Annotated in this window: 23 protein-coding genes and 1 tRNA gene; 11 read left to right on the top strand and 13 right to left on the bottom strand. The window is 59.2% G+C overall.

The features are described 5' to 3' along the window. Window positions 1-205: 205 nt before the first annotated feature. The 6 genes from QRN20_RS13925 to QRN20_RS13900 all read left to right on the top strand — a co-directional run bounded on the left by QRN20_RS13925 (window position 206) and on the right by QRN20_RS13900 (window position 7,066). Complete coding sequence (locus tag QRN20_RS13925; RefSeq protein WP_029242953.1) at window positions 206-2,299, top strand: LTA synthase family protein; 2,094 nt, start codon at window positions 206-208, stop codon at window positions 2,297-2,299. Between the two features lie 208 nt (window positions 2,300-2,507). Continuing rightward, a complete protein-coding gene (locus tag QRN20_RS13920) occupies window positions 2,508-2,744 on the top strand; it encodes a hypothetical protein (RefSeq protein WP_004880940.1) in 237 nt (78 codons plus the stop codon). Between the two features lie 241 nt (window positions 2,745-2,985). Beyond that, window positions 2,986-3,327, top strand: coding sequence for a ribonuclease E inhibitor RraB (locus tag QRN20_RS13915; protein WP_025995273.1), 342 nt, complete (start codon window positions 2,986-2,988; stop codon window positions 3,325-3,327). Between the two features lie 530 nt (window positions 3,328-3,857). Beyond that, window positions 3,858-5,267, top strand: a complete 1,410-nt coding sequence (locus tag QRN20_RS13910; RefSeq protein WP_004880943.1) for a circularly permuted type 2 ATP-grasp protein — start codon at window positions 3,858-3,860, stop codon at window positions 5,265-5,267. A gap of 12 nt (window positions 5,268-5,279) precedes the next feature. Next, window positions 5,280-6,239 (top strand): alpha-E domain-containing protein, encoded by a 960-nt coding sequence (locus tag QRN20_RS13905; protein ID WP_004880946.1) that lies wholly within the window; start codon window positions 5,280-5,282, stop codon window positions 6,237-6,239. Further along, complete coding sequence (locus tag QRN20_RS13900) at window positions 6,236-7,066, top strand: transglutaminase family protein (RefSeq protein ID WP_122605026.1); 831 nt, start codon at window positions 6,236-6,238, stop codon at window positions 7,064-7,066. The genes QRN20_RS13905 and QRN20_RS13900 overlap by 4 nt, the downstream gene beginning before the upstream one ends. Window positions 7,067-7,154: 88 nt before the next feature. Here the strand turns inward: QRN20_RS13900 and QRN20_RS13895 are convergent, their stop codons facing one another. Then, window positions 7,155-7,529 (bottom strand): rhodanese-like domain-containing protein, encoded by a 375-nt coding sequence (locus QRN20_RS13895; protein ID WP_029242956.1) that lies wholly within the window; start codon window positions 7,527-7,529, stop codon window positions 7,155-7,157. Window positions 7,530-8,214: 685 nt separating this feature from the next. Between QRN20_RS13895 and QRN20_RS13890 the strand changes: the two genes are divergently transcribed. Continuing rightward, window positions 8,215-8,943: an amidotransferase gene (locus QRN20_RS13890; protein WP_122605028.1), complete on the top strand. Its 729-nt coding sequence runs from the start codon at window positions 8,215-8,217 to the stop codon at window positions 8,941-8,943. 434 nt (window positions 8,944-9,377) lie between these two features. On the opposite strand, the gene QRN20_RS13885 is transcribed toward QRN20_RS13890, so the two are convergent. From QRN20_RS13885 to QRN20_RS13875, 3 genes are all read right to left on the bottom strand, one after another. Beyond that, a complete protein-coding gene (locus tag QRN20_RS13885) occupies window positions 9,378-10,349 on the bottom strand; it encodes a magnesium and cobalt transport protein CorA (RefSeq protein WP_004880963.1) in 972 nt (323 codons plus the stop codon). 127 nt (window positions 10,350-10,476) lie between these two features. After that, window positions 10,477-11,166: a crotonase/enoyl-CoA hydratase family protein gene (locus QRN20_RS13880; RefSeq protein ID WP_025995278.1), complete on the bottom strand. Its 690-nt coding sequence runs from the start codon at window positions 11,164-11,166 to the stop codon at window positions 10,477-10,479. Window positions 11,167-11,265: 99 nt separating this feature from the next. Then, a complete protein-coding gene (locus QRN20_RS13875; protein ID WP_088236391.1) occupies window positions 11,266-11,559 on the bottom strand; it encodes a DUF6388 family protein in 294 nt (97 codons plus the stop codon). A 172-nt stretch (window positions 11,560-11,731) separates the two neighbouring features. On the opposite strand from QRN20_RS13875, the gene QRN20_RS13870 reads away from it, so the two are divergent. Then, window positions 11,732-12,046 carry an EthD family reductase gene (locus tag QRN20_RS13870; RefSeq protein ID WP_004880969.1) on the top strand — a complete coding sequence of 105 codons (315 nt, stop codon included), beginning with the start codon at window positions 11,732-11,734 and terminating at the stop codon, window positions 12,044-12,046. Window positions 12,047-12,049: 3 nt separating this feature from the next. On the opposite strand, the gene QRN20_RS13865 is transcribed toward QRN20_RS13870, so the two are convergent. Then, on the bottom strand, window positions 12,050-12,457 hold the full coding sequence (locus tag QRN20_RS13865; protein WP_122500035.1) for a DUF4124 domain-containing protein: 408 nt from the start codon (window positions 12,455-12,457) through the stop codon (window positions 12,050-12,052). A 149-nt stretch (window positions 12,458-12,606) separates the two neighbouring features. Between QRN20_RS13865 and QRN20_RS13860 the strand changes: the two genes are divergently transcribed. Further along, window positions 12,607-12,771, top strand: a complete 165-nt coding sequence (locus tag QRN20_RS13860; RefSeq protein WP_004880973.1) for a DUF6021 family protein — start codon at window positions 12,607-12,609, stop codon at window positions 12,769-12,771. A gap of 57 nt (window positions 12,772-12,828) precedes the next feature. Here QRN20_RS13860 and QRN20_RS13855 read toward each other — a convergent pair whose 3' ends face one another. After that, complete coding sequence (locus tag QRN20_RS13855) at window positions 12,829-13,197, bottom strand: c-type cytochrome (protein WP_025995281.1); 369 nt, start codon at window positions 13,195-13,197, stop codon at window positions 12,829-12,831. 158 nt (window positions 13,198-13,355) lie between these two features. Between QRN20_RS13855 and fliB the strand changes: the two genes are divergently transcribed. After that, on the top strand, window positions 13,356-14,522 hold the full coding sequence (gene fliB / locus QRN20_RS13850; protein ID WP_285360591.1) for a flagellin lysine-N-methylase: 1,167 nt from the start codon (window positions 13,356-13,358) through the stop codon (window positions 14,520-14,522). Between the two features lie 40 nt (window positions 14,523-14,562). Here the strand turns inward: fliB and QRN20_RS13845 are convergent, their stop codons facing one another. The 3 genes from QRN20_RS13845 to QRN20_RS13835 all read right to left on the bottom strand — a co-directional run bounded on the left by QRN20_RS13845 (window position 14,563) and on the right by QRN20_RS13835 (window position 16,641). Beyond that, window positions 14,563-15,297 carry a hypothetical protein gene (locus QRN20_RS13845; protein WP_163003500.1) on the bottom strand — a complete coding sequence of 245 codons (735 nt, stop codon included), beginning with the start codon at window positions 15,295-15,297 and terminating at the stop codon, window positions 14,563-14,565. Window positions 15,298-15,601: 304 nt separating this feature from the next. Beyond that, window positions 15,602-15,691 (bottom strand) — tRNA-Ser (locus QRN20_RS13840). A 200-nt stretch (window positions 15,692-15,891) separates the two neighbouring features. After that, complete coding sequence (locus QRN20_RS13835; protein ID WP_029242963.1) at window positions 15,892-16,641, bottom strand: 3-oxoacyl-ACP reductase family protein; 750 nt, start codon at window positions 16,639-16,641, stop codon at window positions 15,892-15,894. A 148-nt stretch (window positions 16,642-16,789) separates the two neighbouring features. On the opposite strand from QRN20_RS13835, the gene QRN20_RS13830 reads away from it, so the two are divergent. Next, on the top strand, window positions 16,790-17,347 hold the full coding sequence (locus QRN20_RS13830; RefSeq protein ID WP_029242964.1) for a cysteine hydrolase family protein: 558 nt from the start codon (window positions 16,790-16,792) through the stop codon (window positions 17,345-17,347). Here QRN20_RS13830 and QRN20_RS13825 read toward each other — a convergent pair. From QRN20_RS13825 to QRN20_RS13810, 4 genes are all read right to left on the bottom strand, one after another. Next, complete coding sequence (locus tag QRN20_RS13825) at window positions 17,338-18,066, bottom strand: DUF3142 domain-containing protein (RefSeq protein ID WP_058431239.1); 729 nt, start codon at window positions 18,064-18,066, stop codon at window positions 17,338-17,340. The two genes, QRN20_RS13830 and QRN20_RS13825, sit on opposite strands and share 10 nt — an antisense overlap. Continuing rightward, window positions 18,066-20,261: a PA5441 family protein gene (locus QRN20_RS13820; RefSeq protein WP_122412165.1), complete on the bottom strand. Its 2,196-nt coding sequence runs from the start codon at window positions 20,259-20,261 to the stop codon at window positions 18,066-18,068. Before QRN20_RS13820 ends, QRN20_RS13825 begins: the two co-directional genes overlap by 1 nt. Window positions 20,262-20,326: 65 nt before the next feature. Next, window positions 20,327-23,071 carry a DEAD/DEAH box helicase gene (locus tag QRN20_RS13815; RefSeq protein WP_043306655.1) on the bottom strand — a complete coding sequence of 915 codons (2,745 nt, stop codon included), beginning with the start codon at window positions 23,069-23,071 and terminating at the stop codon, window positions 20,327-20,329. A 75-nt stretch (window positions 23,072-23,146) separates the two neighbouring features. Then, a complete protein-coding gene (locus QRN20_RS13810; protein ID WP_057411090.1) occupies window positions 23,147-23,671 on the bottom strand; it encodes a CsiV family protein in 525 nt (174 codons plus the stop codon). Between the last annotated feature and the right edge of the window lie 8 nt (window positions 23,672-23,679).

Below are 23,679 nucleotides of genomic sequence, written 5' to 3'. Positions count from 1 at the left end.
CAAAATTTTCACACCCCTCGGCCCAGAATTGCGCGCGACGCTGAACCCGCAGATAGTCTCTGTCGCTGAACGAGACGCGCTGAACGAGCGCCAAATACCTGTCGATCAAGTACTATCTGCCCCCCTTGCAGCCTGCCGCCCACTCGTTGGAGCGCTGGTGTCGCACGCCTGAACCCAACCCTGAATCCACTGGATCCTGACAACCATGGCCAAAACGGACGCCCAGATTCATCGGCAAGCCTTGTCCCGCCTGCAAAACCCGACCGTCAAATCGCATCTGGCTTATACATTGCTCAGTGGCCTGGCCCTGATGGTGATGTACACGCTGCTGCGTATCGGTCTGCTGGTCTACAACCGCGAGATGATTGGCGATACGCCTGCATCGACCTTCATCGAGGCGCTGTTCAACGGCATGCGTTTCGACCTGCGTCTGACGGTGTATCTGCTGATCCCGCTGATGCTGTCGCTGTTCAGCGCTCGGGCTATGGCGGCACGCGGCTTCTTCCGGTTCTGGCTGACCCTGGTCGGCAGCATCACGCTGTTCTTTGGCCTGATGGAAATGGACTTCTACCGTGAATTCCATCAACGCCTGAACGGCCTGGTGTTCCAGTACGTCAAGGAAGACCCGAAGACCGTTCTGAGCATGCTCTGGTACGGCTTTCCGGTGGTACGTTATCTGCTGGCGTGGGCCGTGGTCACCTGGCTGTTGAGTCTGGTGTTCAAGGGCATCGACCGTGTGACGCGACCGCGCAATGCACTGTCGGGCGGTGGCGCTGGTACGCGCTCCATTGCGCCGTGGTACATGCGCATAGGCGTGTTCTTCCTGGTCCTGATCGTTGCCGTGATCTGCGCCCGTGGCACCCTGCGCCAGGGCCCGCCGCTGCGTTGGGGTGATGCGTACACCACCGAATCGAACTTCGCCAACCAGTTGGGCCTCAACGGCACGCTGACGCTGATCACTGCTGCCAAAAGCCGCATGTCCGAAGATCGCGACAACATCTGGAAAGCCACGCTGCCTCAGGCCGACGCACAACAGACCGTACGCGAGATGTTGCTGACGTCCCATGACAAGCTGGTCGAGCCGGACATTGCTGCAGTGCGCCGTGACTTCACGCCGCCTGCGGAAAACACCCTGCCGATCCGAAACGTGGTCGTGATCCTGATGGAGAGCTTTGCCGGTCACTCGGTCGGTGCGCTGGGCAGCGATGCCAATATCACGCCGAACTTCGACAGGCTGTCCAAGGAAGGCCTGCTGTTCGATCATTTCTTCTCCAACGGCACCCACACCCACCAGGGTATGTTCGCCACCATGGCCTGCTTCCCGAACCTGCCAGGTTTCGAATACCTGATGCAGACGCCGGAAGGCAGCCACAAGCTGTCGGGCCTTCCGCAGCTGTTGAGCGCGGGTCGCAGCTACGATGACGTCTACGTTTACAACGGCAACTTTGCCTGGGACAACCAGTCGGGCTTTTTCAGTAACCAGGGCATGACCAACTTTGTTGGCCGTGACGACTTCGTCAACCCAGTGTTCTCCGATCCGACCTGGGGCGTTTCCGACCAGGACATGTTCGACCGGGGCGCTCAGGAACTGAAGGCGCGTCAGGACGGCAAGCCGTTCTATGCGCTGCTGCAGACTCTGTCCAACCACACCCCTTACGCGTTGCCGGAAAACCTGCCGGTCGAGCGTGTGACCGGCCACGGTTCGCTGGACGAGCATTTGACCGCCATGCGTTATTCCGACTGGGCGCTGGGCCAGTTCTTCGAGAAGGCCAAGAAAGAGCCTTACTTCAAGAACACCCTGTTCGTCGTACTGGGTGACCACGGTTTCGGCAACAACCGTCAGCTGACAGAAATGGACCTCGGTCGCTTCAATGTGCCGATGTTGCTGATCGGTCCGGGCGTGCAGGAAAAGTTCGGCCAGCGCAGCAGCATCGTCGGCACCCAGGTGGACGTCGTACCGACCATCATGGGCCGTCTGGGTGGTCAGACCCGTAACCAGTGCTGGGGACGCGATCTGCTCAACCTGCCGGAAGGCGACAAGGGGTTTGGCGTGATCAAGCCGTCGGGCAGCGAGCAGGTGGTGGCAATCATCAGCGGCAACCGCATTCTGATCGAACCGACCGAAATGCCGGCCAAGCTGCTGACGTACACCCTGGGTGCCACGCCGCACGCGGAAGAAGTACCCGATGCGCCGGACACCGAGGAGCTCAAGCGCAAGCTGGAGAGCTTCCTGCAAACCGCGACCAAGAGCCTGCTGGACAACACCGCAGGCGTGGAAGCCAGCAAGAACAGAAACTGACCGCTGTCGTCCTGCCCGGTATCAATCGGGCAGGACACGCAGTTGACCGTTTCAGCAATGAAAAAGGCCCTCGGCATCCAATGCGAGGGCCTTTTTGTTATCCGTTTGAGTCCGTTTGCTGCGCGCAATCCATTGGAACGAATGGAGGCGGTGAAAGGTCCAGAGTAGGTAAGTCAGAGTGCCTGGCTTGCTTATTCTGGAGGCATTGATGAAACAGTGGGCCATTTTGTATCTGGACAAGGATGGTGTGCAGCAACGTCGTGAAGTGCAGTGGCAGGAACGCCCCAGCGAAGAGGATGCTGCACGTCTGTTGCGCAAGGATTTATATCCCGTCACGGATGAGTTGGATCTCAATGACCTGGAAGGTCGAACCGATGAGCCGACCGTCAAGACACTCAAGGACCATAACAGTGTCCAGATCATTTCCATCACAGAAGCGAGCTGATCCTTCACTGCAAAAAATCTTGTTGCGCCAACCACTTGGCAATGTCCCCCCGATGGGTCTACTCTGCAAATGAGGTCGTGAAGACGGCCTCTGACACAGGTCCATCCCCGGCCTGTTCCAGGTCCGGTCAGCTACATGCTTGATTCCCCACGTCGGAGTAACTGCCGTGCGCTGGCCATCTTTTCGATGGCCACTCGGGAAGAGTTGAAACTCTATCTATCGTTGCATAGGAGGACGTTTCATGAGCACAGCCTATCAAGAGGACATCAGCAGTAACGTACTGCGCCGCATGAAAGAAGGCGGTTTTGACTTCGCGCGAATTCACCCCATCGAGTTCTATGCCATTTTTCCCGACGAGGAGCGGGCGCGTCAGGCTGCAGAAAAATTTCGTGGTGAGTCCCTCAATACACAGATCAATGTACGTGATGACGGTGCCTGGCATTTGCAGTTGAGCAAAGTGATGTACGCCACCTACGACGGTATCGGTGACTTTGAGCAAGACTTTCAAGTGGCCATTTCGCCGATGGACGGGGAGGTTGAAGGCTGGGGTGTGAAACAGGAGATCAGGAGGCTGCACGCCTGATCCGCTGCAATTGCGATTGATACCTGCGGGCTGATCGGCCGACCTGGAGAAACCTGCCGGGGCGGCCGGTTTTGTTTTCGGGGTCAGGGTAATCTCGCGCAGGTGCTGTTCACGAATAGCGTGCTCGCCAGGACCGCGTAAAGCCCGAACAGGTTATCCGTGCGCAAAAAAAAGCCACTCAAGAGAGTGGCTCAAAGGGAAGTCCGGTCAGAAGCGCGTTAAAGTGCGTCACGCTCGCTGAGAAATGGGTTCAGGGCAAAAGCGACGTTTGATGCCCTGTTTGCTCGGTTGCTGGCGATTATGGCGAACTAATATCGTGTTCGGAAATCAACTCTGACTATGCTGGTCATAGATTTCGCGGCGCAAAGACGCTTCCGAATGACGCATGAAAGAGGTAGCTGGGGCATTTAGCGCACAGGAATGGTGCGCGGCCCGCAGGTTTTATATCTAACCTATTGATATTTAAGCGTTTATGCCGGTGGCACGGGCCTTGCGAAGCTTAAGGTGTCCATGGTGACAAGGAGTACGGCATGATCCGCACCTTTTATGACGAGATGTACGATGCTGGCGGTCTGGTCCGTCCGCACTATCGGGAATTCGCCCGCTGGTTGGGCGATACGCCCCCTGAGCTTCTGGCTCAACGCAGGCGTGAAGCCGATCTGCTGTTTCATCGCGCCGGGATCACGTTCACGCTCTACGGTGACGAGCAAGGCACCGAGCGGTTGATTCCGTTCGATACCATTCCCCGCAGCATTCCGGCCAGCGAGTGGCGCGTCGTGGAGCGGGGCTGCATTCAGCGCGTCAAGGCGCTGAATATGTTCCTTGCCGACCTCTATCATGACCAACGCATCATCAAGGCCGGGATCATTCCTGCCGAACAGGTGCTGGCCAACGAGCAATATCAGCTGGCGATGCAGGGTCTGAATCTGCACCGCGATCTGTACTCGCACATCTCCGGCGTCGATCTGGTCCGTGATGGCGATGGCACTTATTACGTGCTCGAAGACAACCTGCGCACGCCCAGCGGCGTGAGCTATATGCTCGAAGACCGCAAGATGATGATGCGTCTGTTCCCCGAGCTGTTCGCGGCGCAGCGCATCGCGCCCATCGATCATTACCCGAACCTGCTGCTCGATACGCTGAAAAGCTCCAGCCCTCTGGATAACCCGAGTGTTGTGGTGCTGACGCCCGGGCGCTTCAACAGCGCGTTCTTCGAACATGCTTTCCTGGCACGCGAGATGGGCGTCGAGCTGGTCGAAGGTGCCGATCTGTTCGTGCGTGACGATCGCGTCTTCATGCGCACCACCGACGGCCCCAAGGCCGTTGATGTGATCTACCGTCGCCTGGACGATGCCTTCCTCGATCCGCTGGCCTTCAACCCTGATTCGATGCTGGGCGTACCCGGTCTGCTGGCGGCCTATCGCTCCGGCAACGTGGTGCTGGCCAATGCCATCGGCACCGGCGTTGCGGACGACAAGTCGGTGTATCCGTATGTCACCGACATGATTCGTTTCTATCTGGACGAAGAGCCGATCCTCAAGAACGTACCCACCTGGCAATGCCGCAAGCCCGAAGAGTTGTCCCATGTACTGGCCAACCTGAAAGACCTTGTCGTCAAGGAAACCCAGGGTTCCGGCGGTTACGGAATGCTGGTCGGGCCTGCTGCCACGGCTGCCGAGATCGAAGCCTTCCGGGCGCGTCTCAAAGCCAAGCCGCATGCGTATATCGCTCAACCGACACTGTGCCTGTCGACCTGTCCGACGTTTGTCGAGAACGGCATCGCCCCGCGCCATATCGATTTGCGCCCCTTTGTTCTGTCCGGTCGTGAAACCCGCGTCGTGCCTGGCGGCCTCACCCGAGTGGCCTTGCGTGAAGGCTCGCTCGTGGTGAATTCGTCGCAGGGCGGCGGAACCAAAGACACCTGGGTGGTCGAGGATTAAGGATGCCTGCCAATGTTAAGTAGAACTGCCTCGGATCTTTTCTGGATGTCGCGTTATCTGGAGCGAGCGGAGAACCTCGCCCGCATGCTGGACGTGAGCTATTCGCTGTCGCTGATGCCCCAGGACGGGCGTGGCGACGGGCTGGATGAAATAGCCATGCCGTTGTTGATCACCGGTACGCTGGAAACCTACATCGAGCGCCATGGCGAGTTGCACGCCGAGCGCATGCTGCATTTCTTCGCCCTTGACGCAAGCAACCCGGCCAGCATTTACAGCTGCCTGGGCGCTGCGCGCGCCAGTGCTCACGCGGTACGCGGTCGGATCACCGCCGACATGTGGGAGAACATCAACTCCACATGGCTGGAGATTCGCGGTATTGCCCAGCAAGGGCTGACGCGCTACGGCATGAGCCGTTTCTGTGAGTGGGTCAAGGAGCGTTCGCACCTGTTTCGCGGGGCGACCTACGGCACCATCATGCGTAACGACGCGTTCCGTTTCATTCGCCTCGGGACCTTCATCGAGCGCGCCGACAACACCATGCGCATGCTCGACGCGCGTTATGAAATGCTCGAACTGCGTGGGCCTCAGGCCAACGCCGCCGCAGACAATTCCGCTGCCGGTTATTACCAGTGGAGTGCGTTGCTGCGTGCGTTGTCGTCGTTCGAGGCGTATACCGAGGTGTATCGCGACGCGCCGGGCGCCCGTCAGGTGGCCGAGCTGTTGCTGTTGCGCGCCGACATTCCGCGCTCGTTGCGTGCCTGCCTGGAAGAGATGGACCTGATCCTTGCCAGTCTGCCCGGCGTCAACGGCAGACCTGCGCAGCGCATGGCGGCCGAGATGGATGCACGCCTGCGCTACACCAGCATCGACGAGATCCTGGATGAGGGCCTGCACGAGTGGCTGAACGAATTCATCCCGATGCTCGCCCAACTGGGTGATGCTATCCACACTTCGTACCTGGAGGCTGCATGAGACTCTCAATTAGCCACGAAACCACCTATCACTATGATGATCAGGTGCGTTCCAGTATCCAGTACCTGCGCCTGACTCCCCACGACAGCGAGCGCCAGAAGGTGCTCAGCTGGCAATTGACGCTGCCACGCGAAGCGCGGGCGCAAGTCGATCCGTTCGGCAATATTCTGCACGTGCTGAGCCTTGAAGAGCCTCATGAATCGATCATCATCGGCGCGCGCGGACAGGTCGAAATCGACGCGACGTGCGAAGCCGAGCACGAAAGCCAGTCACCACTGCCTTTCCTGCGCGTGACGCGCCTGACCGAGCCGGATGAGGCCATTCGCAGCTTCGCGGCCGCTCAGTGTGGCAAGCGTATCGACCGGACCGCACTGATCGACCTGATGCAGGCATTGAATCAGCACATGACGTACACGCAGGGCGCGACGGAAGTCGATACCAGCGCGGCGAAGGCATTTGCCGGACGCTCAGGCGTCTGCCAGGACCACACGCATGCCTTTCTGGCCTGCGCCCGGACCCTGGGTGTGCCAGCGCGTTATGTTTCGGGTTACCTGTGCAGCGAAGACAGCGATCACCTGTCCAGCCATGCATGGGCCGAAGCCTGGATCGATGATGCGTGGTACAGCTTCGACGTGACCAATCAACTGGCCATTCCCGAGCGCCATTTGAAACTGGCCGTCGGTCTGGACTATCTCGATGCGTGTCCGGTACGCGGGATGCGGCGTGGAGGCGGGGCAGAGCAGATGCACGCCAAGGTGGTGGTGTCGCCGATGGTGAGTGTGCCGAAGACCAAGGCAAAGGTTCAGGGTCAGGCGCAACATCAATAACCCTGCACCTCCGATCCTCATATCAGGCAGCGCACTCATAAACGTGCCCTGTCTGATGTTTTCCCGGATGTATTCACGCATTTGAATATTATTCCGCCGGGTCGTCCGTAATGTCATACAGCGCGTTGTGCAACTCTTCGTAGTTGCCGCCATTGATCACGCTGTAATAACCCGCCTTCATGAGCTTGTCCTGGGCTTTGCTGGCTTTCTCGTTGGAACTGCTGAAAATCACGAACACGGCGTTGCGGTCGTTGAGCACCAGCTTCATCTGGTTCACCAGCCGTACCTGATCAACGCGTACGGCGTTGAGCACAGTGCCTGCGTCGTAATCGGTCTGGCTGCGGACATCCATGGCCAGCTTGCCTTCCTTCAACGCCGCAACGGCCGCGGCCTGATCCACATCGCCCGCCTGTGCGGCGAAGCTGCCTGTCAGGGCAATGAACAACGCGATCCATTGGCGCATGAGCCTTTCTCCCTTCATTCGAGTGGGAAGAGTGGCATAGTTGCGCGCAGTTCGATAGCGCAAGTTGACTAGCCGAACAGCCTATTCAGATTCGGCAAGATCAATAGAAGAGTGGTAGCGAAGACGATAAGACCTGCCTGACGTACTTTCGAATGTTTAAACATGGCTGACTGCCTTTTGTTGTTATTCCCGAGCGACAAAAGCTGACCGGTACATGAGCGGTAATACGGCAGCTGGCAAAGGTTTAGCGATTGAACAGGCGGGTTCGATCAAATGACCGCAACCTGACGCGGAACTGTTTTTATCGCGTCGTCCTGTTACAGACTTAACCTTAGAGGTCGCGTGCCGAGCGATTTAGATCCGTTGGGTATTTAAACGGGGGTGATGTTGAGCAAATGGTTATCAGCGCTGCTTCCATCTTGCGTACAGCCCTTAACTAGACGCCTCAGGCCAGATACTGGTCTTTTTACCGTTCGTCCGGCTCGGAAATCTCTTACATCATCTGCGAGCGGCGCCACAGCAATTCGGTTCTAGTAAACGAGGTGCGTAGACATTTTCTGGCTTTATGCTTGGCTGTAGCGTTTCAGTTGTCGTCAGGTTTGCGAAGCGCCGCTTGATTTGCATCAGCCATCAAGGCAGGCTGCCCGCGTGCGCTGTCGCCCATCACTGTTTCAGGTCCCTTTATATGCCGCTACGCATCTGCATTCTGGAAACCGACATCCTGCGACCGGAGCTGGTCGAGCAGTACCAGGGTTACGGACACATGTTCGAGTTGCTGTTCGCGCGCCAGCCGATTCCTGCAGAGTTCGAAGTCTATAACGTGATGCAGGGCGTTTACCCACCCGAAAGCGCCAGCTTCGACGCCTATCTGGTGACCGGCAGCAAAGCCGATTCGTTTGGCAGTGATCCATGGATTCAGGTGCTGAAAGCGTATCTGGTCAAGCTGTACGAGCGCGGCGACAAGCTGTTGGGTGTGTGCTTCGGTCATCAGTTGCTGGCCCTGTTGCTGGGCGGCAAGACCGAGCGGGCGGTGCAAGGCTGGGGCGTGGGCATTCATCATTACCAAGTGGCACCCGCCACGCCCTGGATGACACCGTCAATGGACAAGCTGACCCTGCTGATCAGTCATCAGGATCAGGTCACTACCTTGCCCGACAACGCCACGGTGATCGCTTCCAGCGACTTCTGCCCGTTTGCGGCGTACCACATCAACCATCAGGTGCTGTGTTTCCAGGGGCATCCCGAATTCATTCACGACTACTCGCGAACCCTGCTCGACATCCGTCAGGAATCGCTGGGCGAGCAGATCTATCAGAAGGGCGTCGCCAGTCTAGATCACGACCACCATGGCGTGACGGTAGCCGAATGGATGATGCGTTTCGTGGCGCACAAGCCGGATGCGGCGGCGGTGTGATGGGTCCGGTTCCGGATCAGCGCTGTCTGTGGACGGCCCACACGTATTCGGCGTAGCGCTGTTGCTTAGCAAACACCGGACTGTGGGAGGCGCCGCCACGTCTTCGACGTAGCGCTGTCGCGCGGCAAACTAGGTGGGAGCGGACTTGTCCGCGAAAAGGCCTGTACATCCGACGAATATTCATCGGCTGAATTACAGCATTCGCGGACAAGTCCGCTCCCACAAAATCCAGTTTCTTCAGTGGCTTACAGGTTGTTTGATAAGAGGCGGCTTGCCGGCGATGGCGTCCGGTCAGTCGCTGACAGGCGGCCTGTGATACCGCATCGCCGGCAAGCCGCCTCCCACAAAAACTGCATCTGTTCAGCAAGTTAAGTGGTGTTCGATAAAAATCAGCCTGCCTTTTTCGCCCGCACTGCCAAGCACGGTGCAGCAGGCTACAACCACCCCGACCGCTTGAAGCTGGCGAACAGCGCAGAACACCCTCCGACGATCACGCCGAGCACGATGAAGTAACCGTAGTGCCAGGTCAGCTCGGGCATGTTCTCGAAGTTCATCCCGTAGATGCCCGCAATCGCCGTCGGGAACGCCAGAATGGCCGCCCAGCCGGCGAACTTGCGCTGCACGATGCTTTGCCGTGAAGACTCCAGCAGCAGGCCGATTTCTATGGTCTGACTGGCGATGTCGCACAGGTTGCCGAGGTCTTCCATTTGCCGTTTGACGTGAATCTCGACGTCGCGGAAGTACGGCCGCATATTTTTGTCGATGAAGGGAAAGCTGAGTTTCTGCAGCTCTTCGCCCACTTCAACCATCGGCGCCACGTAACGCCGCATTCTCAGCAGATCGCGACGCAAGGCGTGAATGTGCTGAATATCGGCTTCGCGCAACGCGCCACCCAGCACGTTCTGCTCCAGCAACTCCAATTCGGCATGAATGGCTTCGGTCACCGGCTGATAGTTTTCGGTTACGAAATCCAGCAAGGCATACAACACGAAGTCCTCGCCGTGCTCCAGCAGCAGAGGACGGGCTTCACAGCGCTGACGCACCAGTCCATAAGACTTGGAGTGGCCGTTGCGTGACGTAATGACGTAGCCCTTGCCCGCAAAAATATGGGTTTCGATGAACAGCAGCTTGCCGTTGTCGCGCACCGGGGCGTAAGTGACGATGAACAGCGCATCACCGAAGGTCTCAAGCTTCGGGCGGCTGTGAACTTCCATCGCATCTTCCAGCGCCAGTTCGTGCAGGTTGAACTGTTCCTTCAGGCTGGTCAGTTCCTGGGCATTGGGTTGCTCCAGCCCGATCCAGACAAAGTGGCCGGGCTTGGCGGCCCAGGCTGCGCCCTCGTCCAGTGTGATATCCGTGACTTTCTTGCCTTTGCTGTAAACCGCGGCTGCAACAACTCGACCCATGGTGCTATCGCTTCTTCAATGTGGCTGTGGCGCAAGAGGGGATGCGCGGTAGCTGATGAGATTAACCAAACGCGGATGAGTTCGCCGGTAAACAAAAAGCCCGCAATCGCGGGCTTTTCGGGTGGCCTTAAATAAAACTCTTTTTGTCCAGTTCGATGGCCGCGTCCAGGGTGTCCAGAAACGCTTTTCGGCTCTTGAGCTTGGTTTTCCCGTGGGCGTTCATATTGATTTTCTTCAACTGCGTGGCAACCGTGCGTGCTGTCTCGGACAAGGCTTCAACGCTGACCACCTGATCCAGAAAGCCCGCCTGCATGGCACCCTCGGGGTTGAAGATTTCGGCGTTGATCACCGAGCGGTTGAACGCCGACCTGCGCAGACGATCACGGGCCAGTTCGATCCCGGCGTGGTGCATGGTCATGCCGATCTGCACTTCGTTCAGGCCGATATTGAAGGGGCCTTCGACGCCGATACGATAATCGGCTGACAGCAGCAGGAACGCGCCCTTGGCAATGGCATGGCCCGGGCACGCGACAATGATGGGGAAGGGGTGTGACAGCATGCGCCGGGCCAGAGTCGAACCCTGAGTCACCAGACTGCTGGCCGCTTCGGGGCTGGAGGTCATGACTTTCAGGTCGTAGCCGCCCGAGAGAATGCCGGGCTGGCCGGTCACGATCACCACTGCCCGATCCTTCTCGGACTGATCCAGAGCGGCATTGAACGCGGCGATGACGTCCGGGGAAATGGCGTTGACCTTGCCATTGTTCAGGGTCAGCGTTGCGATGCCATCGTCCAGTTGGTACGAGACCAGATCACTCATGACGCGATTCCTTTTTATTGAAGTGAGCAGACGTTACTCACCCATGCTGAACAGGTAAAGCGCTGACTGATGGGTCACTCATTTTTGCTGAAACGCAGGCTACACCTGAATATCGTTCAGCTCGCAGTACTCGTCCCAGTCCATGCCCAGAGCTTCGGCGACCTGCGCATGGGCCTCCAGCCGCATCTGCTTGAGCTGTTCAGGCGATTCGGCAATCAACTCCAGCGCCAGTTCCCAGGGTTCGATCCCTCGGCTTTCGGCTTCATCCTCAAAAGCCCACTGAAGCTGCTGCTTCTGTTCGGCCGCGCTGAGCTGGCTGATTTCGTCTTTGAGCGTGGGATGGGTCGACAGATATTTCGCCAGGGCGGCTTCGTTCCACTCAAGAGCGTTCATGCTGTTTTCCTCGATCTGGCTGGGCGGCCGGAACTCATTGCAGCGCAGTCCGGCCAAACGGCGTGATTGTGCGGGAAGGGAGAAATACCTGCCAGTGCTGTCATAACACTTTGCCGCGTGTCTCGCGGTAGAGTCCCAACACAATTTTACCTGCCACCTGGAGAATATCGACATGATCAAAGTCAGCGTGCTGTACCCCTACAAGGAAGGTGCCCGTTTCGACCATGACTACTATCGCGACCAGCACATGCCGCTGGTGCAGTCCCTGATGGGCGAGCACTGCAAGCGCTACAGCGTCGACAAGGGCCTGGGCGGTGCAACGCCGGGCTCCACGCCGGTCTATGTCGGCATGTGCCACATCTACTGCGACTCGATTGAAGCGTTCCAGGCCGGCATGGGACCGCATCAGGAGCGCATCAACGCCGACATCATCAACTACACGGACCTGATTCCGGTGATTCAGATCAGTGAGGTCAGGGCCGAGTAAGGCTCAATTGCCCGTTACGGCTTTTCTGAATGAAGCGCCGCCCGATGGATCAAAGCATTGACTGTCGTAGCGCGGACTCTGGCATTGAGAGGGCACATCGGGCGCCGGCAAATGGCTTTTCTGAAAGGCTTTGTAGCTTTCAGTCTCGTACACATTGACCTTGGCGCGGCCGCTGACTTGCAGGTATTCAGTGGCCTTCAGGTTAACCTTGTGGGCATGGTCGACGGGTTCGCCCTGACGCAGCATTTTTGGCGGACCGGGCCGTTGAACCGCGACCTCCGCCGCTCCATCGCATGGAATGGCCGCGTAGCTCACGTGGCCCTGCGCCGAGGTGCATTTGAAGATCTCGCTGTGCGCCGTGCCTGAACCCGCTGCCGCTGTAATCGCAAGCAGCATTGAAAGCCTTTTCATCGTCATCCTCCATGAGTGGCGCAAGGCTACCAGTCCTGACGCGCGTCGCAAAGGGTTTGTGGCAGCTCCGTTCGTCAGTCCCGTGGCACGCCTGAGGTGATTACGCCTCTGAAGAACAGGTTGTACGTTTTAACCCAATGGAGGCGCCTATGACTGGCAACAAGCCAAGCGACAACAGTACCGACAAACCGGATTTCAATACCGAATCACCGGATGCCGGCGATCCGCAGGTTGATCCGGTCAAGCCCGCAAAAACGCCTGCCAAGGAGCACGGCACCAAGGACGACTATCCACCCTACGAATCCGACAAGTAAGTCGAAAGAACAAATACTGGCCCCCGAAGTGATTCGGGGGCTTTTCATTTCACGGCGTTATTTGTTCGCGTCGAGGTATTCCAGCAGGTCTTCCATGCGCTGGTCGTTGCCCATCCACCACAGCTTCATGCGCGTCCCCGGCACCACTTCGCCCGGATCCTTGATGTACGTGGTGAGTTGCTCGCGGGTCCAGGTGATACCCGAGTTTTTCATCGCGTCCGTGTACACATAGTCAGGGTGCTGACCCGCCTTGCTTCCGATAATGCCGTTGAGTGGTGGGCCAAATGCGCTGCGGGCACCGGGTCCGATCTTGTGGCAGCCTGAGCAGAGTCGCGTAAATACCGCTTTTCCGGCCTCTGCATCGCCAGCCCCTTGAGCGGTCGCGTGTATCGCCAGTGCGAGCAGGAATAACGCAGTCTTTTTCATCGATCTTCCATCACAGGTCTGGACAGCCTGATTTTCAAGCGCTGCATGCTAACGCAGTCCCCGATTCGCTGAAACCTCAGGCCCTTTCAAGGGAGGCGCCAGGGAACCACTTGCCCGGCCCGGCCACCCATTGCCATCTCATCGTTCAGGACACGATCATGGCTCAGCAGGCTGTCAGCACTTTTCAGTTCGTCAAAGAATTCTCATGCCTTGCCGAGCGCTGCGAGGACAACTGCTGCAAGGTCTGGCCGGTATCGGTAGGGGCCAGAACCGTCGAGCTGTGGGACCAGAAACTACCCCAGTTGCTCAACCTGATCGTCAAGGACGATGGCGGCACCTGGATGAAAAAGACCGATGGCGACTGCGTGGCGTTCGACAACGGGCGTTGCTCCGTCCATGCGACACACGGCGAAGATGCGCTTTCCGACACTTGCCGAATCTATCCGCGCATGTACCGGCGTATCAACGGCGCGCTGACCGGGTCGGCCAGCATGAGCTGTCCCGAAATCGTGCGGCTGGTCCTCAAAAGTGCGACTCCCTTTGCGCCAGCGCAAGTCACCGTGGACGACAAGACGCTGTCTGCCTACCCGGACAAGGATTTCCCCGGCATCGATGCGGAGCAGCGCGCTGCTGTCGTTCAGCAACTGAACGAGCTGGTGCTTCAGGACCAGCAGACCACTCGCCACGCGCTGCTGAGGCTGCTGGACCTGACGCTCAAGCTGGAAACCATTGCCTGCGAGGACTGGTTGTACGCATTGCCCGGACTGATCATGGATTACCAGACGCCTGCCGGTTCGGGCGAGTCGCTGGCGGTTGATCCGGTCATGGTCGTGCTGATCCAGATGCTCAACGGGCCAGGCGTGACAGAGGCGATGCGCGAGCAGGTCATTCGCTCGGTTGACGTCACCCCGGCCCAGGGCGATCAGCCTCAGGGCATGCGGCTCAAAACCGAGTTTCTGGACCTTGCCAGCGGACGGGCAGGGCAGGCGCTGGAGTCTGTCCTGAAACGCTTCGTTTGCGCCGAGATGTCCCGCACCGGCTTTCCATTCATCTCGACCACCGCGTATGGCCAGGACTACGGTACGAGCCTGAGTCAGTGGGCATGCACGCTGGCGCTGCGGACCCTGGCCTTGCGCTGTCTGTTGTTGGTGCACTGCGATCCAGTCACTCGGCAAGCCCCTGATGAGCAAGCCATTGTCGATCTGGTCTACCGCTTCTGTCGCAGCGCCAACCACAGCGTGGCGACAGGCGCAGAACTGTTTTTCAGGCAGAAACTGGGTGAGCAGGGTCTGGGCTATCTGCGCGTATTGACTGATCTGGTTTGAGTTCGCGATAGAGCTGTCAGACTCATGGGCGCAGTGTGGCTCAGGAGCGATTCAAGCCAACGCGCTCACAGCCCAGTATGATTCCCGTACAAACGATGCCCGCCACCATGCCTATAAAAGCGAAAAATACCGCGCCTTCCAGGAAGGACTCGGGCAAGACATAATCGCCTCCCGACACCATCGCGTGCATGGCGTTGACGAGTTGTTCCAGGGTAATGCACAGCCAGATCAGCAGCCCGGTGACAATACCTCCAGCGATGTAGCGCAACGGCGTTGTCAGATAGCGCTCGATAAACCACAACACTGGCCAGCCAGCGAGCATGCTCAGAAATGCTCCGACCAGACCTGCCATGACAAACGTCGACAGGCCAATGTCGGGGCCGTAGAAACCGATGACTGTTGTCGTCCCCAGCGTCAATGCGCCTGACAGCGGGACGGCATACAGAGCGGCGCGCTTCGCCGGGCGGCTCTGATTGTCACTCGTGCACAGTTTTTGAATGCCGTAGATCGTGGCTGAAAAAAGTATTGCGAGAGCGAAGCCACGACCGATGGCCAGTGGCAGGCTGTTGAGTGAGGCGCCAGCCAGCAGCCATCCGGCCAGAGCTTGAGTCAGCGCGTTGAACAGGTAGCGGCCTTTGGAATGGTTACCTTTGGTCTCGCTGCGCAGCAATAACGGAATGCCCAGAACAACCCCGATGAGGCAGCCGTAGAGAAAACCTGGCATCAGGTTCTCTCCATTCCAGACTTCGGTTAAGCCGCGGGTGATCGCAAACACGATGCCAGCACACAACGGCACAGCGACGAGGCGCAGCGCCTGCCCATGTCTTTCGGGTCTCATGTTGTTTTCCTTGAGCTCTGTGCCGGTTGCAGTGTCTGACCGGCTCCGCGTCGAGCATTGATACCGGATATCCCTGAAGCAAGTGTCAGCATGCCATGAGTCGTATTGTGTTTCAGGCTGCCTGCGCCTGCGCCTGCGCCTCCGAAATCGTTCGAGTTTTCGCGTGGGACGTGGATATCCTTCGGAAACGAAAAAGCCCCGACGTTCACAAGGAATGTCGGGGCTTTTCGTGTATCGAATATGGCGGTGAAGGAGGGATTCGAACCCTCGATACAATTTCTTGTATACACACTTTCCAGGCGTGCTCCTTAAGCCACTCGGACACCTCACCGTATCTCGCTGACAACGTTGTGTCTGTCGAGGCGCGCTAATGTAGTCGAAAGCTTTTCGGAACGCAAAACTTTTTTTCAGAATTTTCATGCGGTTAAGCAGAAAAACGTGGTCTGCCCGCTGAAAGGTCTGCGCGGGCTGGCGGGCTCCGGGTTTCATGGGAAGGCCGGGCCAGCCATGCGCGTCGTTCGATGGCTGGGATCAGGCGCCGAAGCCGCCGTCGATGGTCAGGCTGGCGCCGGTGATGTAACCCGCTTCCGGGCCGGCGAGGTAGGCGACGAAGCTGGCGATTTCCTCGCTCTTGCCGTAGCGCGGGATCGCCATCATGGCCTTGAGGCTTTCAGCGAATTCGCCGTGTCCTGGGTTCATGTCGGTGTCGACCGGGCCGGGCTGGACGTTGTTGACGGTGATGCCCTGCGGGCCGAGGTCGCGTGCCAGGCCTTTGGTCAGGCCGACCAGCGCCGATTTGCTCATGGCGTAGATCGCGCCGCCTGCGAAGGGCATGCGGTCGGCGTTGGTGCTACCGATATTGATGATGCGTCCGCCTTCGCCCATGTGGCGAGCGGCTTCCTGGCTGGCGATGAACACGCTGCGTACGTTGATGGCCAGGGTTCGGTCGAAGTCCTGCATGGTGAATTCGTTCAGCGGGGCAATGGCCAGCACGCCTGCGTTGTTGACCAGAATATCCAGCCCACCCAGGTTTTCGGCGGCAGTCTGAATCGCCTGGCGGATGGCCTTTTCATCAGCGCTGTCGGCTCGAATGGCCAGTGCGCGGCCGCCGTTGGCGGTGATGCTGCCTTGTATCTCCAGCGCGGCTTCTTCGGAGCTGACATAGGTGAAGGCCACGGCGGCGCCTTCCTTGGCCAGGCGCTGGACAATCGCTGCGCCGATACCACGAGAGCCGCCTTGAACGAAGGCGACTTTGCCGGCGAGGTTCGGATGCTGAATCATGGTGTTCTCCAATGTGTGGGTGCGACGGGACGTGGATGTGCGTAGACAGCGTAGTCGCAATAAGCTGTCCGGCGGCTGATACCGCGCTGGAACCGAGCGCAACTTACGACTACTGTCGCAGGCTCGAATTTCAAGGAAATGAACCCCGATGGATATCCGTCCCGACAGCGCGCTGATCCTGATCGACATGCAACAGGGCATCAATCATCCCAGGCTTGGGCGTCGCAACAACCCGCAGGCTGAAGCGCGCATGTCTGAATTACTGTCAGCGTGGCGGGAAGCCGGACGTCCGGTCATTCATGTCAGGCACTTCTCTACCTCGCCTTCTTCGGTGTTCTGGCCCGAGCAGTCCGGCGTGGAATATCAGCCAGCCTTTGTGCCGCAGGCGGACGAGCGGGAACTGAGCAAGCAGGTGCCTGATGCATTTTGTGGATCGTTTCTGGAGATGTGGCTGCGTTCGGACGGGATCAGGCAGATGGTGATCGCAGGCGTTGTCACCAATAACTCGGTGGAGTCCACGGCGCGCAGTGGGGGCAACCTGGGTTTTGAAGTCATCGTTGCGCACGACGCCTGCTTTACCTTCGATCAGGCAGACTTTTTCGGTACGCCGCGCAGCGCCGAAGACGTGCATGCAATGTCACTGGCCAATCTGCATGGCGAGTACGCGACAGTGCTGTCCACGGCGCAGATTCTCGATCAGCGCTGAGTCGGGGGATTCTGCAGGAAAACCACGTAACCCTTGAACCAGGGGCTGTCTTCCAGATAAGCCGGTGCCAGCCAGTCGCCGCCCTGAATCAGGCCGACCTTGAACGGAAGGCCGAGACGGCCAAGGCGGGGCAGGTACGCAGCGTAATCCGGGATGCTGTGGCGGCCCTGATAGGTCTGCACCACCACTTCATCCACCACGCCTTTCAGCTCGCCGATAGCGGCGATGTCGGCATTGCTGCTCCAGTCCATCAGCCCGGTGATGCTCAATCGGTAGTCTTCAGGCAGGCGCTGGCGCAGGTCGCGCAGGAAATCGACGTACTCATTCAGGTAGCGGGTGCGGGCGTCGAAGTCGATCTGGATGCCGATCACGTGGGTACCGGATGCTTTCCAGCGCTGAGCCTGACCAAGCAGTTGCCGGTAGACAGCATCCGGCCAGCGCAGCGTGTGGGCGCGGTAGACCAGCCATACCTGGTCCTGCGGCAAACGAGTCACCGAGACGCCTTGCGCGATGAAGCTGACACGTTGCTGCGGATCCCGGCGCGACGTGCTGACCTGGCCTTGCAGCACATACAGGGTCTTTGCCTTATCCATCACTGGCTGCGGCCTGACGCCTGCCCACAGCCAGAACGCATCGTAATCCTCGGCCTTGACCGCTGCATCTGCCTGGCCGAGCGTCAAAAGACAAAGCAGGGCAAGGCAGCGCTGGAGTCTTTGCATTACCAGTAGTACTGCTGGGTCTGGCCCCATGGGGTGTTGGCGAAGTCCTTTTTCAACTGGCGGAACCAGCCCTTGCGTACAGAAGGTTCGACTTCCTTGCCACCACACGTGTTGTAGCCGGACGGGCCGTAGCAGTTGACCGCCCTGTACAGTGCGTAGGCTTTTTCGTCACGCGGCGCCTTGGGGTTGGCGATGACGGTCTTGTAGCCTTCCTGTCGGGAAAACGCCTCACCACTGAAGCCCGGCGCGCTGCCGCCCAGCGTATCGGCGTGGCGCTTGCTGTCCAGCGGCATGCCGTCGAGGCTGTTGGCCCGGATGAACTCGCCCATGCAGTTCAGCGCCTTGGGGTCCTTGGCATCGAGCTTCAACGCGGCGGCTGTCTGCACGATGGCGGGGCAGGTGTAGCCGGATTCGGACGGGGTGCCCTGCCATTGAAACAGGCTCAACGAGGGACCTTTTTCGTACGTATAGCCCAAGGCGTAACCCAGTTTTTCTTCCGGCAGTTTTTCCGGAAGGCGTTTCAGGTCTTCGGCAAAGTCTGCATAGCGGTTGCGCATCAGGTCTTTGTACAGCAGGACGAACAACGCCGTGTTGCGCTCGGTCTCGGTCAGCCCTTGGGTGGTCTGCTGGCGTAGCAGGTCGGCATCGGCGACCCGGCTGAGCAGGATGTAGCGCACTTTGTCCGACTGAATGGGCGAGTCGGCGGCAAACACGCTGGACAGCTGCTCATTACGCTCGAAACTCATGGCCAGCGCCAGTTCCAGTTGTTCGCGTTGCAGTGGTTGTGTGGCGCGGGGCAGCATCTCCAGCCACAGCGCTTGCGCGCCCTTGATGTCCTGACGTGCCTGCAATGCCAGGCCGCGCAGCAGGTGCTGGCTGAACGTCAGATAGTCAAGGTGCTCGGGCAGCGCGGTAGGCAGGTGCTCAAGGGCTTGTTGTGGATCATCCAGGACGTACAGCGCAAGCGCGCCTTGCAGATAACGGTAGAGCTCGGGCTGGTCGGCAAACGAGGGTTCCTGGGTTTTCAGATCGGCTTCGCTCAATCTGGGGCTGGACGTTTCACGCATGCGAATCAGATCGGTGATCGCCAGCATCCAGGGTGAGCGCAGGTTCTGTCTGTCGCTGCCCAGTACGGCCCGGTCCATTTCGATAACGAGTGGCTCAAGGTCGCCTGAGGCCTTGCCTTGCTGCTTGAGCTGCCAGGCATAATCCTCGGCCAGTTTCACGTCATCGCCCGCCAGCCAGTGCACGCGCCGCAAAAGCCCTTGGGCCGAGTCTGCGTAATCGCCGTCGGGGTAGCTGTCCAGATACTGTTTGAACGCCGTTTCGACGTCTGCGAGCGCGGGTTTGTCGACCTTGTCGCGCTGCAGTTGGCTGTATTCGTCGAACACGGCTTCCTGGGCACTGTTCAGTCTGGTGCGCGCGACCATGTAAACGGCGGTTTGCTTGAGCCACGGCTGCGGGCTGTCTGCCAGCGCGGTGAAGCCTGTCAGTGCTTCGTCAAAGTTGCCGTTATAGAAGGCGCCGGCGGCGCGCAGGTACGTGGCGAATGCCTTGCCGGTCGCGGAGGCTACGGCCTTGGGTTGCAGGGCTTCCCGAGCGTCAGCATCCCAGGCGCAGGCACCCAGCATCTGCATGCGGCTGTCGGCCAGTGCCTTGCGTTCGGCATCCGTCAATTCGGTGCTGGCCAGAACCTGACTGATAAATGCCTGGGCGCTTTCATCGGAATTACTGCGACAGCGACTGCCTTCGCCGGACAGGAACTCATCACCCGCCGCTGGCGTATCAGCGCGCGTCAGGCCCAGCTTATCAAGCATGGCTGTCAGTGATGCTTGCGCCGCCGTAGCGGTTGGCTCGTCGGGCTTCACTTCCTCGGCGGTTTCTGTAGCCATTGCCAGATCGGTCGCGCCGAAGCGAAAGAGCGAGAACGGTACGGCGCCAAATCCTTCTTCCCGCTCCAGGTTTTTCTCGCCTGACAACTGGAACGTCTTCAGTCCCTTGTCAGCCAACAGCAGGCGCAGATTCACCTCGCTGTCATTGCCCGGGCTGAGGAACGGCAGGTTGCTGCACGCATCCAGGTTTTCCTTGAGCACCGTCCAGGAGGGATAGCAGGAATCGTCGCCACTGGCATTGGCCTGATTGAGAAGGGCAGAGCCCACCATGACCGCTGTAACGGTCAGCAACCGGGTACGCATGAGAAGTCCTTTAGTCGAGGGTACAAGCGCTGCCGATAGTAGCTCAGTGCCTGTACCCTCGGCTGCTATTTTCTGGACTTCTTGGGTGCTGCGGGGAGAGGCGCGAACAGGGCCTGCAGGTCTTCGTCGCGCAGCTTCCAGTCGCCGCTGGCCCGGCCATCGAGTACGCCTGCCGCCAGGGCGGATTTCTCGCGTTGCAGGCGCTGGATTTTCTCTTCCACCGTGCCGCGCGCGATCATCTTGTAGACGAACACCGGCTTGTCCTGACCTATGCGATAGGCGCGGTCGGTGGCCTGGTTCTCGGCGGCCGGGTTCCACCATGGATCGTAGTGAATCACGGTGTCGGCGGCGGTCAGGTTCAGGCCGGTACCGCCTGCTTTCAGGCTGATCAGGAAGATCGGCAGCTTGCCGCTCTGGAAGTCGTGGATCGGCGTACGTCGGTCACGCGTCGAGCCGGTGAGCAGGGCGTAAGGGATGCCGCGCTGTTTCAGTTCGGCCTCGATCAGGCTCAGCATCGAGGTGAACTGCGAGAACAGCAGGATCTTGCGTCCTTCGGCCAGCAGTTCGTCGAACATTTCCATCAGGCTGTTGAGCTTGCCGGACGTGCCTTGCTTGCTGTTGACCGGCATGTCCGGATTGACCAGACGCAGGTCGCAGCACACCTGACGCAGCTTGAGCAGCGCTTCGAGAATGATGATCTGACTGCGGGCCACACCCTTGCGAGTGATTTCGTCGCGGACCTTCTTGTCCATCGCCAGACGCACGGTTTCATACACGTCGCGCTGGGCGTCGTTGAGGTCGACCCAGTGAATGATCTCGGTCTTGGGCGGCAGTTCGGTCGCGACCTGTTCCTTGGTGCGGCGCAGCAGGAATGGCTTGATGCGTGCATTCAGGTGTTGCAGCCGATCCTGATTGCCGTGCTTCTCGATGGCGGTGCGGTAGTTGCTGTTGAATTCCTTACTGTTGCCCAGCCAGCCGGGCATCAGGAAGTGGAACAGCGACCACAGCTCACCCAGGTGGTTTTCCAGTGGCGTGCCGCTGAGGCACAGACGCTGGCGCGCATTGAGGTCACGTGCTGCCTGCGCGGCCTTGCTGTTGGGGTTCTTGATGTACTGGGCTTCGTCGAGAATCAGCAGGTGGAAGGACTGCGATTTCAGCAATTCGAGGTCGCGAGGCAGCAAGGCGTACGTGGTCAGGATCAGGTCGTAGTCCTGCAGGTTGCTGGCGTCCTGATGGCGATTGGCGCCATACAGCGCCAGCACCTTGAGGTCTGGCGTGAAGTGCTCGGACTCGTCCAGCCAGTTGGGGATCAGGCTGGTTGGCATTACTGCCAGTGCCGGACGATCCAGACGCCCGGCCTGTTTTTCCATCAACAGGTGCGCCAGCGTCTGCAGAGTCTTGCCCAGGCCCATGTCGTCAGCCAGCACGCCACCGACTTCCAGCTCGCGCAGGGATTGCATCCAGCTCAGGCCTTCCAGCTGATAAGGCCGCAAGGTCGCGTTCAGACCATCGGGGACCGCAACTGGCGCGTCCTTGATGTTGATCAGGCGCTCGGCAAAGTGCCGCAGGCGGTCGCCGCCCTGCCAGGTCAGCGGCAGGTCTTCGAGTTGCGTCAGCCGTGCCGCGTCGGCCCTGCTCATGCGCAGCGCGTTGTTGCCTTCCTGACGCCAGTAGAAGTCACCCAGCGTCGCCAGCACCGGCTTGAGCCGGCCGTAGGGCAGGGCGATCTGCACCGGGCTGCCGCCGCTTTGCGTGAAGTGATTGAGCTGCACCAGCAGTTGTTCTTCGTCGCCGCGCTTGGCAACGGCCGAAGGGCTCATCAGTTCGGGATGGCTGCGGATCAGGTTGATCAGGATTGGCAGCAGACTCAGGCGTTCGCCATTGACGATGATGCCCAGTTCCAGATCGAACCAGTCGCGTTCGTTCTCCTCATCAATGACCGCGTACCAGTCTTCAACCGGCGTGACGTCAAAGCCGAACTCGTCCTGAATCTCGATTTCCCAGCCTTGCTCGCGAAGCTTTGGCAGGTCGTCCAGCACGAAATGCAGCCAGGCCTTGTCGTTCGGCAACTCGTACATGTCGCCGGCGCTGTCGGGCAGAGCCTTGCTCTGCCGCGTGGAAACCTTGAACCCCAGATCGGTCAGTTGCTGGCGCAGCTGCCGTTCCTGCTCGCCCTGACGGCGGATGCGCAGAGTTTCGGTTTCGGTGTGTTCGATGATGTCGCTTTTCTGGTTCACCAGATCGCTGCCCAGCGAACTCACCAGAATGCTGACGTTGGTCGTGCCCACCGCGTAATGCTTGCCGTAAGCGAAGGCCAGTGCGGCGCGATGCTGAATATGCCGTTGCATGCGTCCGTTGCGCGGTTCGTAGGCGCTGAACTCGATGCTGGCCAGAATCAGTCGTGGTTTGGGTTGCAGGTTGTCGACCAGTCGCTCGGGCAGTTTTGGCTTCTGCTCGATCTGTGCCTGGATCTCCCGCTCGTGGGTACTCAGCGCAGCCTGCAGCAACGGCTGGTTGGTCGGGTCCGCAAGGAAGTACATGGCCGCGACACAGTGTTTGCAGTCGTTGCGCACCGGGCACGTGCATTTGCAGGTCAGGTAATTGCGGTAGCGATCCGGATCCTTGAACAGCAGCGTCTGGGTGTAGATCTCCAGCCCCGAGCCTCGGCAGGCGGTACGGATGATCTGCGGGCTGGAGTCTTCCAGCACGATGCGTTTCTGGCGGGCATAGTCGCGCCCGCGCTCAAGCGTTCGATCAGTGAACAGGTCTGTCCAGGCCGAGGCGAGGACTTTTTCGAGAATGGACGACAAGTTAAAAAAAGCCCTACGCCGCAGCGATGCTCAAAAAGAAAGGGAGCACGCCTGTGCTCCTTGAATACGTAACGATCACAGTGGAGAGACTTTGATCAGCAGCGCCAGATTGCCGTTATCCAGGTAATTCAGCCCGCCATTCTTGACCCTGGCGGTCTGCTTCAGGCGCTCGCTGTTGAGGACCACGCCATGCGGGTCCAACTGGTTGACCCAGAACTGCGCATCGATGTCGGTGAAACGATCCATTGCCAGGCTCACCGTGCCCTCGATGGGGAAGTGGCCGAGCTGTTCTTTGCCGGTGGCAACGGCAATTTTAACGGGCTCGGTGCCAATCGTCTGCTGCCAGGCGCGCTGCATCAGCACCTCATAGTTGCCACTGCCCTGCAATTTGGCGACCAGATCGTTGAGCGCCGGACTGCGCTCATCGGCTGCGGCGATTTTCTGCGCACCGGCGTCCCAGTCTTCGGGCGCGAGCTGACGCGTGGCTGCCGGTTCTCCGCTCTGGCGGAACAGGATCAGCTCCACCTGATAGGTGCCCTCGGCAAAGGCGCCCGGCGCGACTAGCACCAGCAGCAGGGACAATGAGCGAAACAGACGCATGGATGAAT

Origin of the sequence: Pseudomonas sp. fls2-241-TYG-175, from assembly GCF_030209155.1 — a bacterium.
Lineage (GTDB): Bacteria > Pseudomonadota > Gammaproteobacteria > Pseudomonadales > Pseudomonadaceae > Aquipseudomonas > Aquipseudomonas viridiflava.
Note: the sequence above shows the minus strand (reverse complement) of the source record. Positions and strands in the feature narration are given on the sequence as shown.

Excerpts from the sequence above, each read along its gene's own strand:
- QRN20_RS13925 (WP_029242953.1), top strand. The coding sequence starts at position 206 with ATGGCCAAAACGGACGCCCAGATTCATCGGCAAGCCTTGTCCCGCCTG.
- QRN20_RS13920 (WP_004880940.1), top strand. The coding sequence starts at position 2,508 with ATGAAACAGTGGGCCATTTTGTATCTGGACAAGGATGGTGTGCAGCAA.
- QRN20_RS13915 (WP_025995273.1), top strand. The coding sequence starts at position 2,986 with ATGAGCACAGCCTATCAAGAGGACATCAGCAGTAACGTACTGCGCCGC.
- QRN20_RS13910 (WP_004880943.1), top strand. The coding sequence starts at position 3,858 with ATGATCCGCACCTTTTATGACGAGATGTACGATGCTGGCGGTCTGGTC.
- QRN20_RS13905 (WP_004880946.1), top strand. The coding sequence starts at position 5,280 with ATGTTAAGTAGAACTGCCTCGGATCTTTTCTGGATGTCGCGTTATCTG.
- QRN20_RS13900 (WP_122605026.1), top strand. The coding sequence starts at position 6,236 with ATGAGACTCTCAATTAGCCACGAAACCACCTATCACTATGATGATCAG.
- QRN20_RS13895 (WP_029242956.1), bottom strand. The coding sequence starts at position 7,529 with ATGCGCCAATGGATCGCGTTGTTCATTGCCCTGACAGGCAGCTTCGCC.
- QRN20_RS13890 (WP_122605028.1), top strand. The coding sequence starts at position 8,215 with ATGCCGCTACGCATCTGCATTCTGGAAACCGACATCCTGCGACCGGAG.
- QRN20_RS13885 (WP_004880963.1), bottom strand. The coding sequence starts at position 10,349 with ATGGGTCGAGTTGTTGCAGCCGCGGTTTACAGCAAAGGCAAGAAAGTC.
- QRN20_RS13880 (WP_025995278.1), bottom strand. The coding sequence starts at position 11,166 with ATGAGTGATCTGGTCTCGTACCAACTGGACGATGGCATCGCAACGCTG.
- QRN20_RS13875 (WP_088236391.1), bottom strand. The coding sequence starts at position 11,559 with ATGAACGCTCTTGAGTGGAACGAAGCCGCCCTGGCGAAATATCTGTCG.
- QRN20_RS13870 (WP_004880969.1), top strand. The coding sequence starts at position 11,732 with ATGATCAAAGTCAGCGTGCTGTACCCCTACAAGGAAGGTGCCCGTTTC.
- QRN20_RS13865 (WP_122500035.1), bottom strand. The coding sequence starts at position 12,457 with ATGAAAAGGCTTTCAATGCTGCTTGCGATTACAGCGGCAGCGGGTTCA.
- QRN20_RS13860 (WP_004880973.1), top strand. The coding sequence starts at position 12,607 with ATGACTGGCAACAAGCCAAGCGACAACAGTACCGACAAACCGGATTTC.
- QRN20_RS13855 (WP_025995281.1), bottom strand. The coding sequence starts at position 13,197 with ATGAAAAAGACTGCGTTATTCCTGCTCGCACTGGCGATACACGCGACC.
- fliB (WP_285360591.1), top strand. The coding sequence starts at position 13,356 with ATGGCTCAGCAGGCTGTCAGCACTTTTCAGTTCGTCAAAGAATTCTCA.
- QRN20_RS13835 (WP_029242963.1), bottom strand. The coding sequence starts at position 16,641 with ATGATTCAGCATCCGAACCTCGCCGGCAAAGTCGCCTTCGTTCAAGGC.
- QRN20_RS13830 (WP_029242964.1), top strand. The coding sequence starts at position 16,790 with ATGGATATCCGTCCCGACAGCGCGCTGATCCTGATCGACATGCAACAG.
- QRN20_RS13825 (WP_058431239.1), bottom strand. The coding sequence starts at position 18,066 with ATGCAAAGACTCCAGCGCTGCCTTGCCCTGCTTTGTCTTTTGACGCTC.
- QRN20_RS13820 (WP_122412165.1), bottom strand. The coding sequence starts at position 20,261 with ATGCGTACCCGGTTGCTGACCGTTACAGCGGTCATGGTGGGCTCTGCC.
- QRN20_RS13810 (WP_057411090.1), bottom strand. The coding sequence starts at position 23,671 with ATGCGTCTGTTTCGCTCATTGTCCCTGCTGCTGGTGCTAGTCGCGCCG.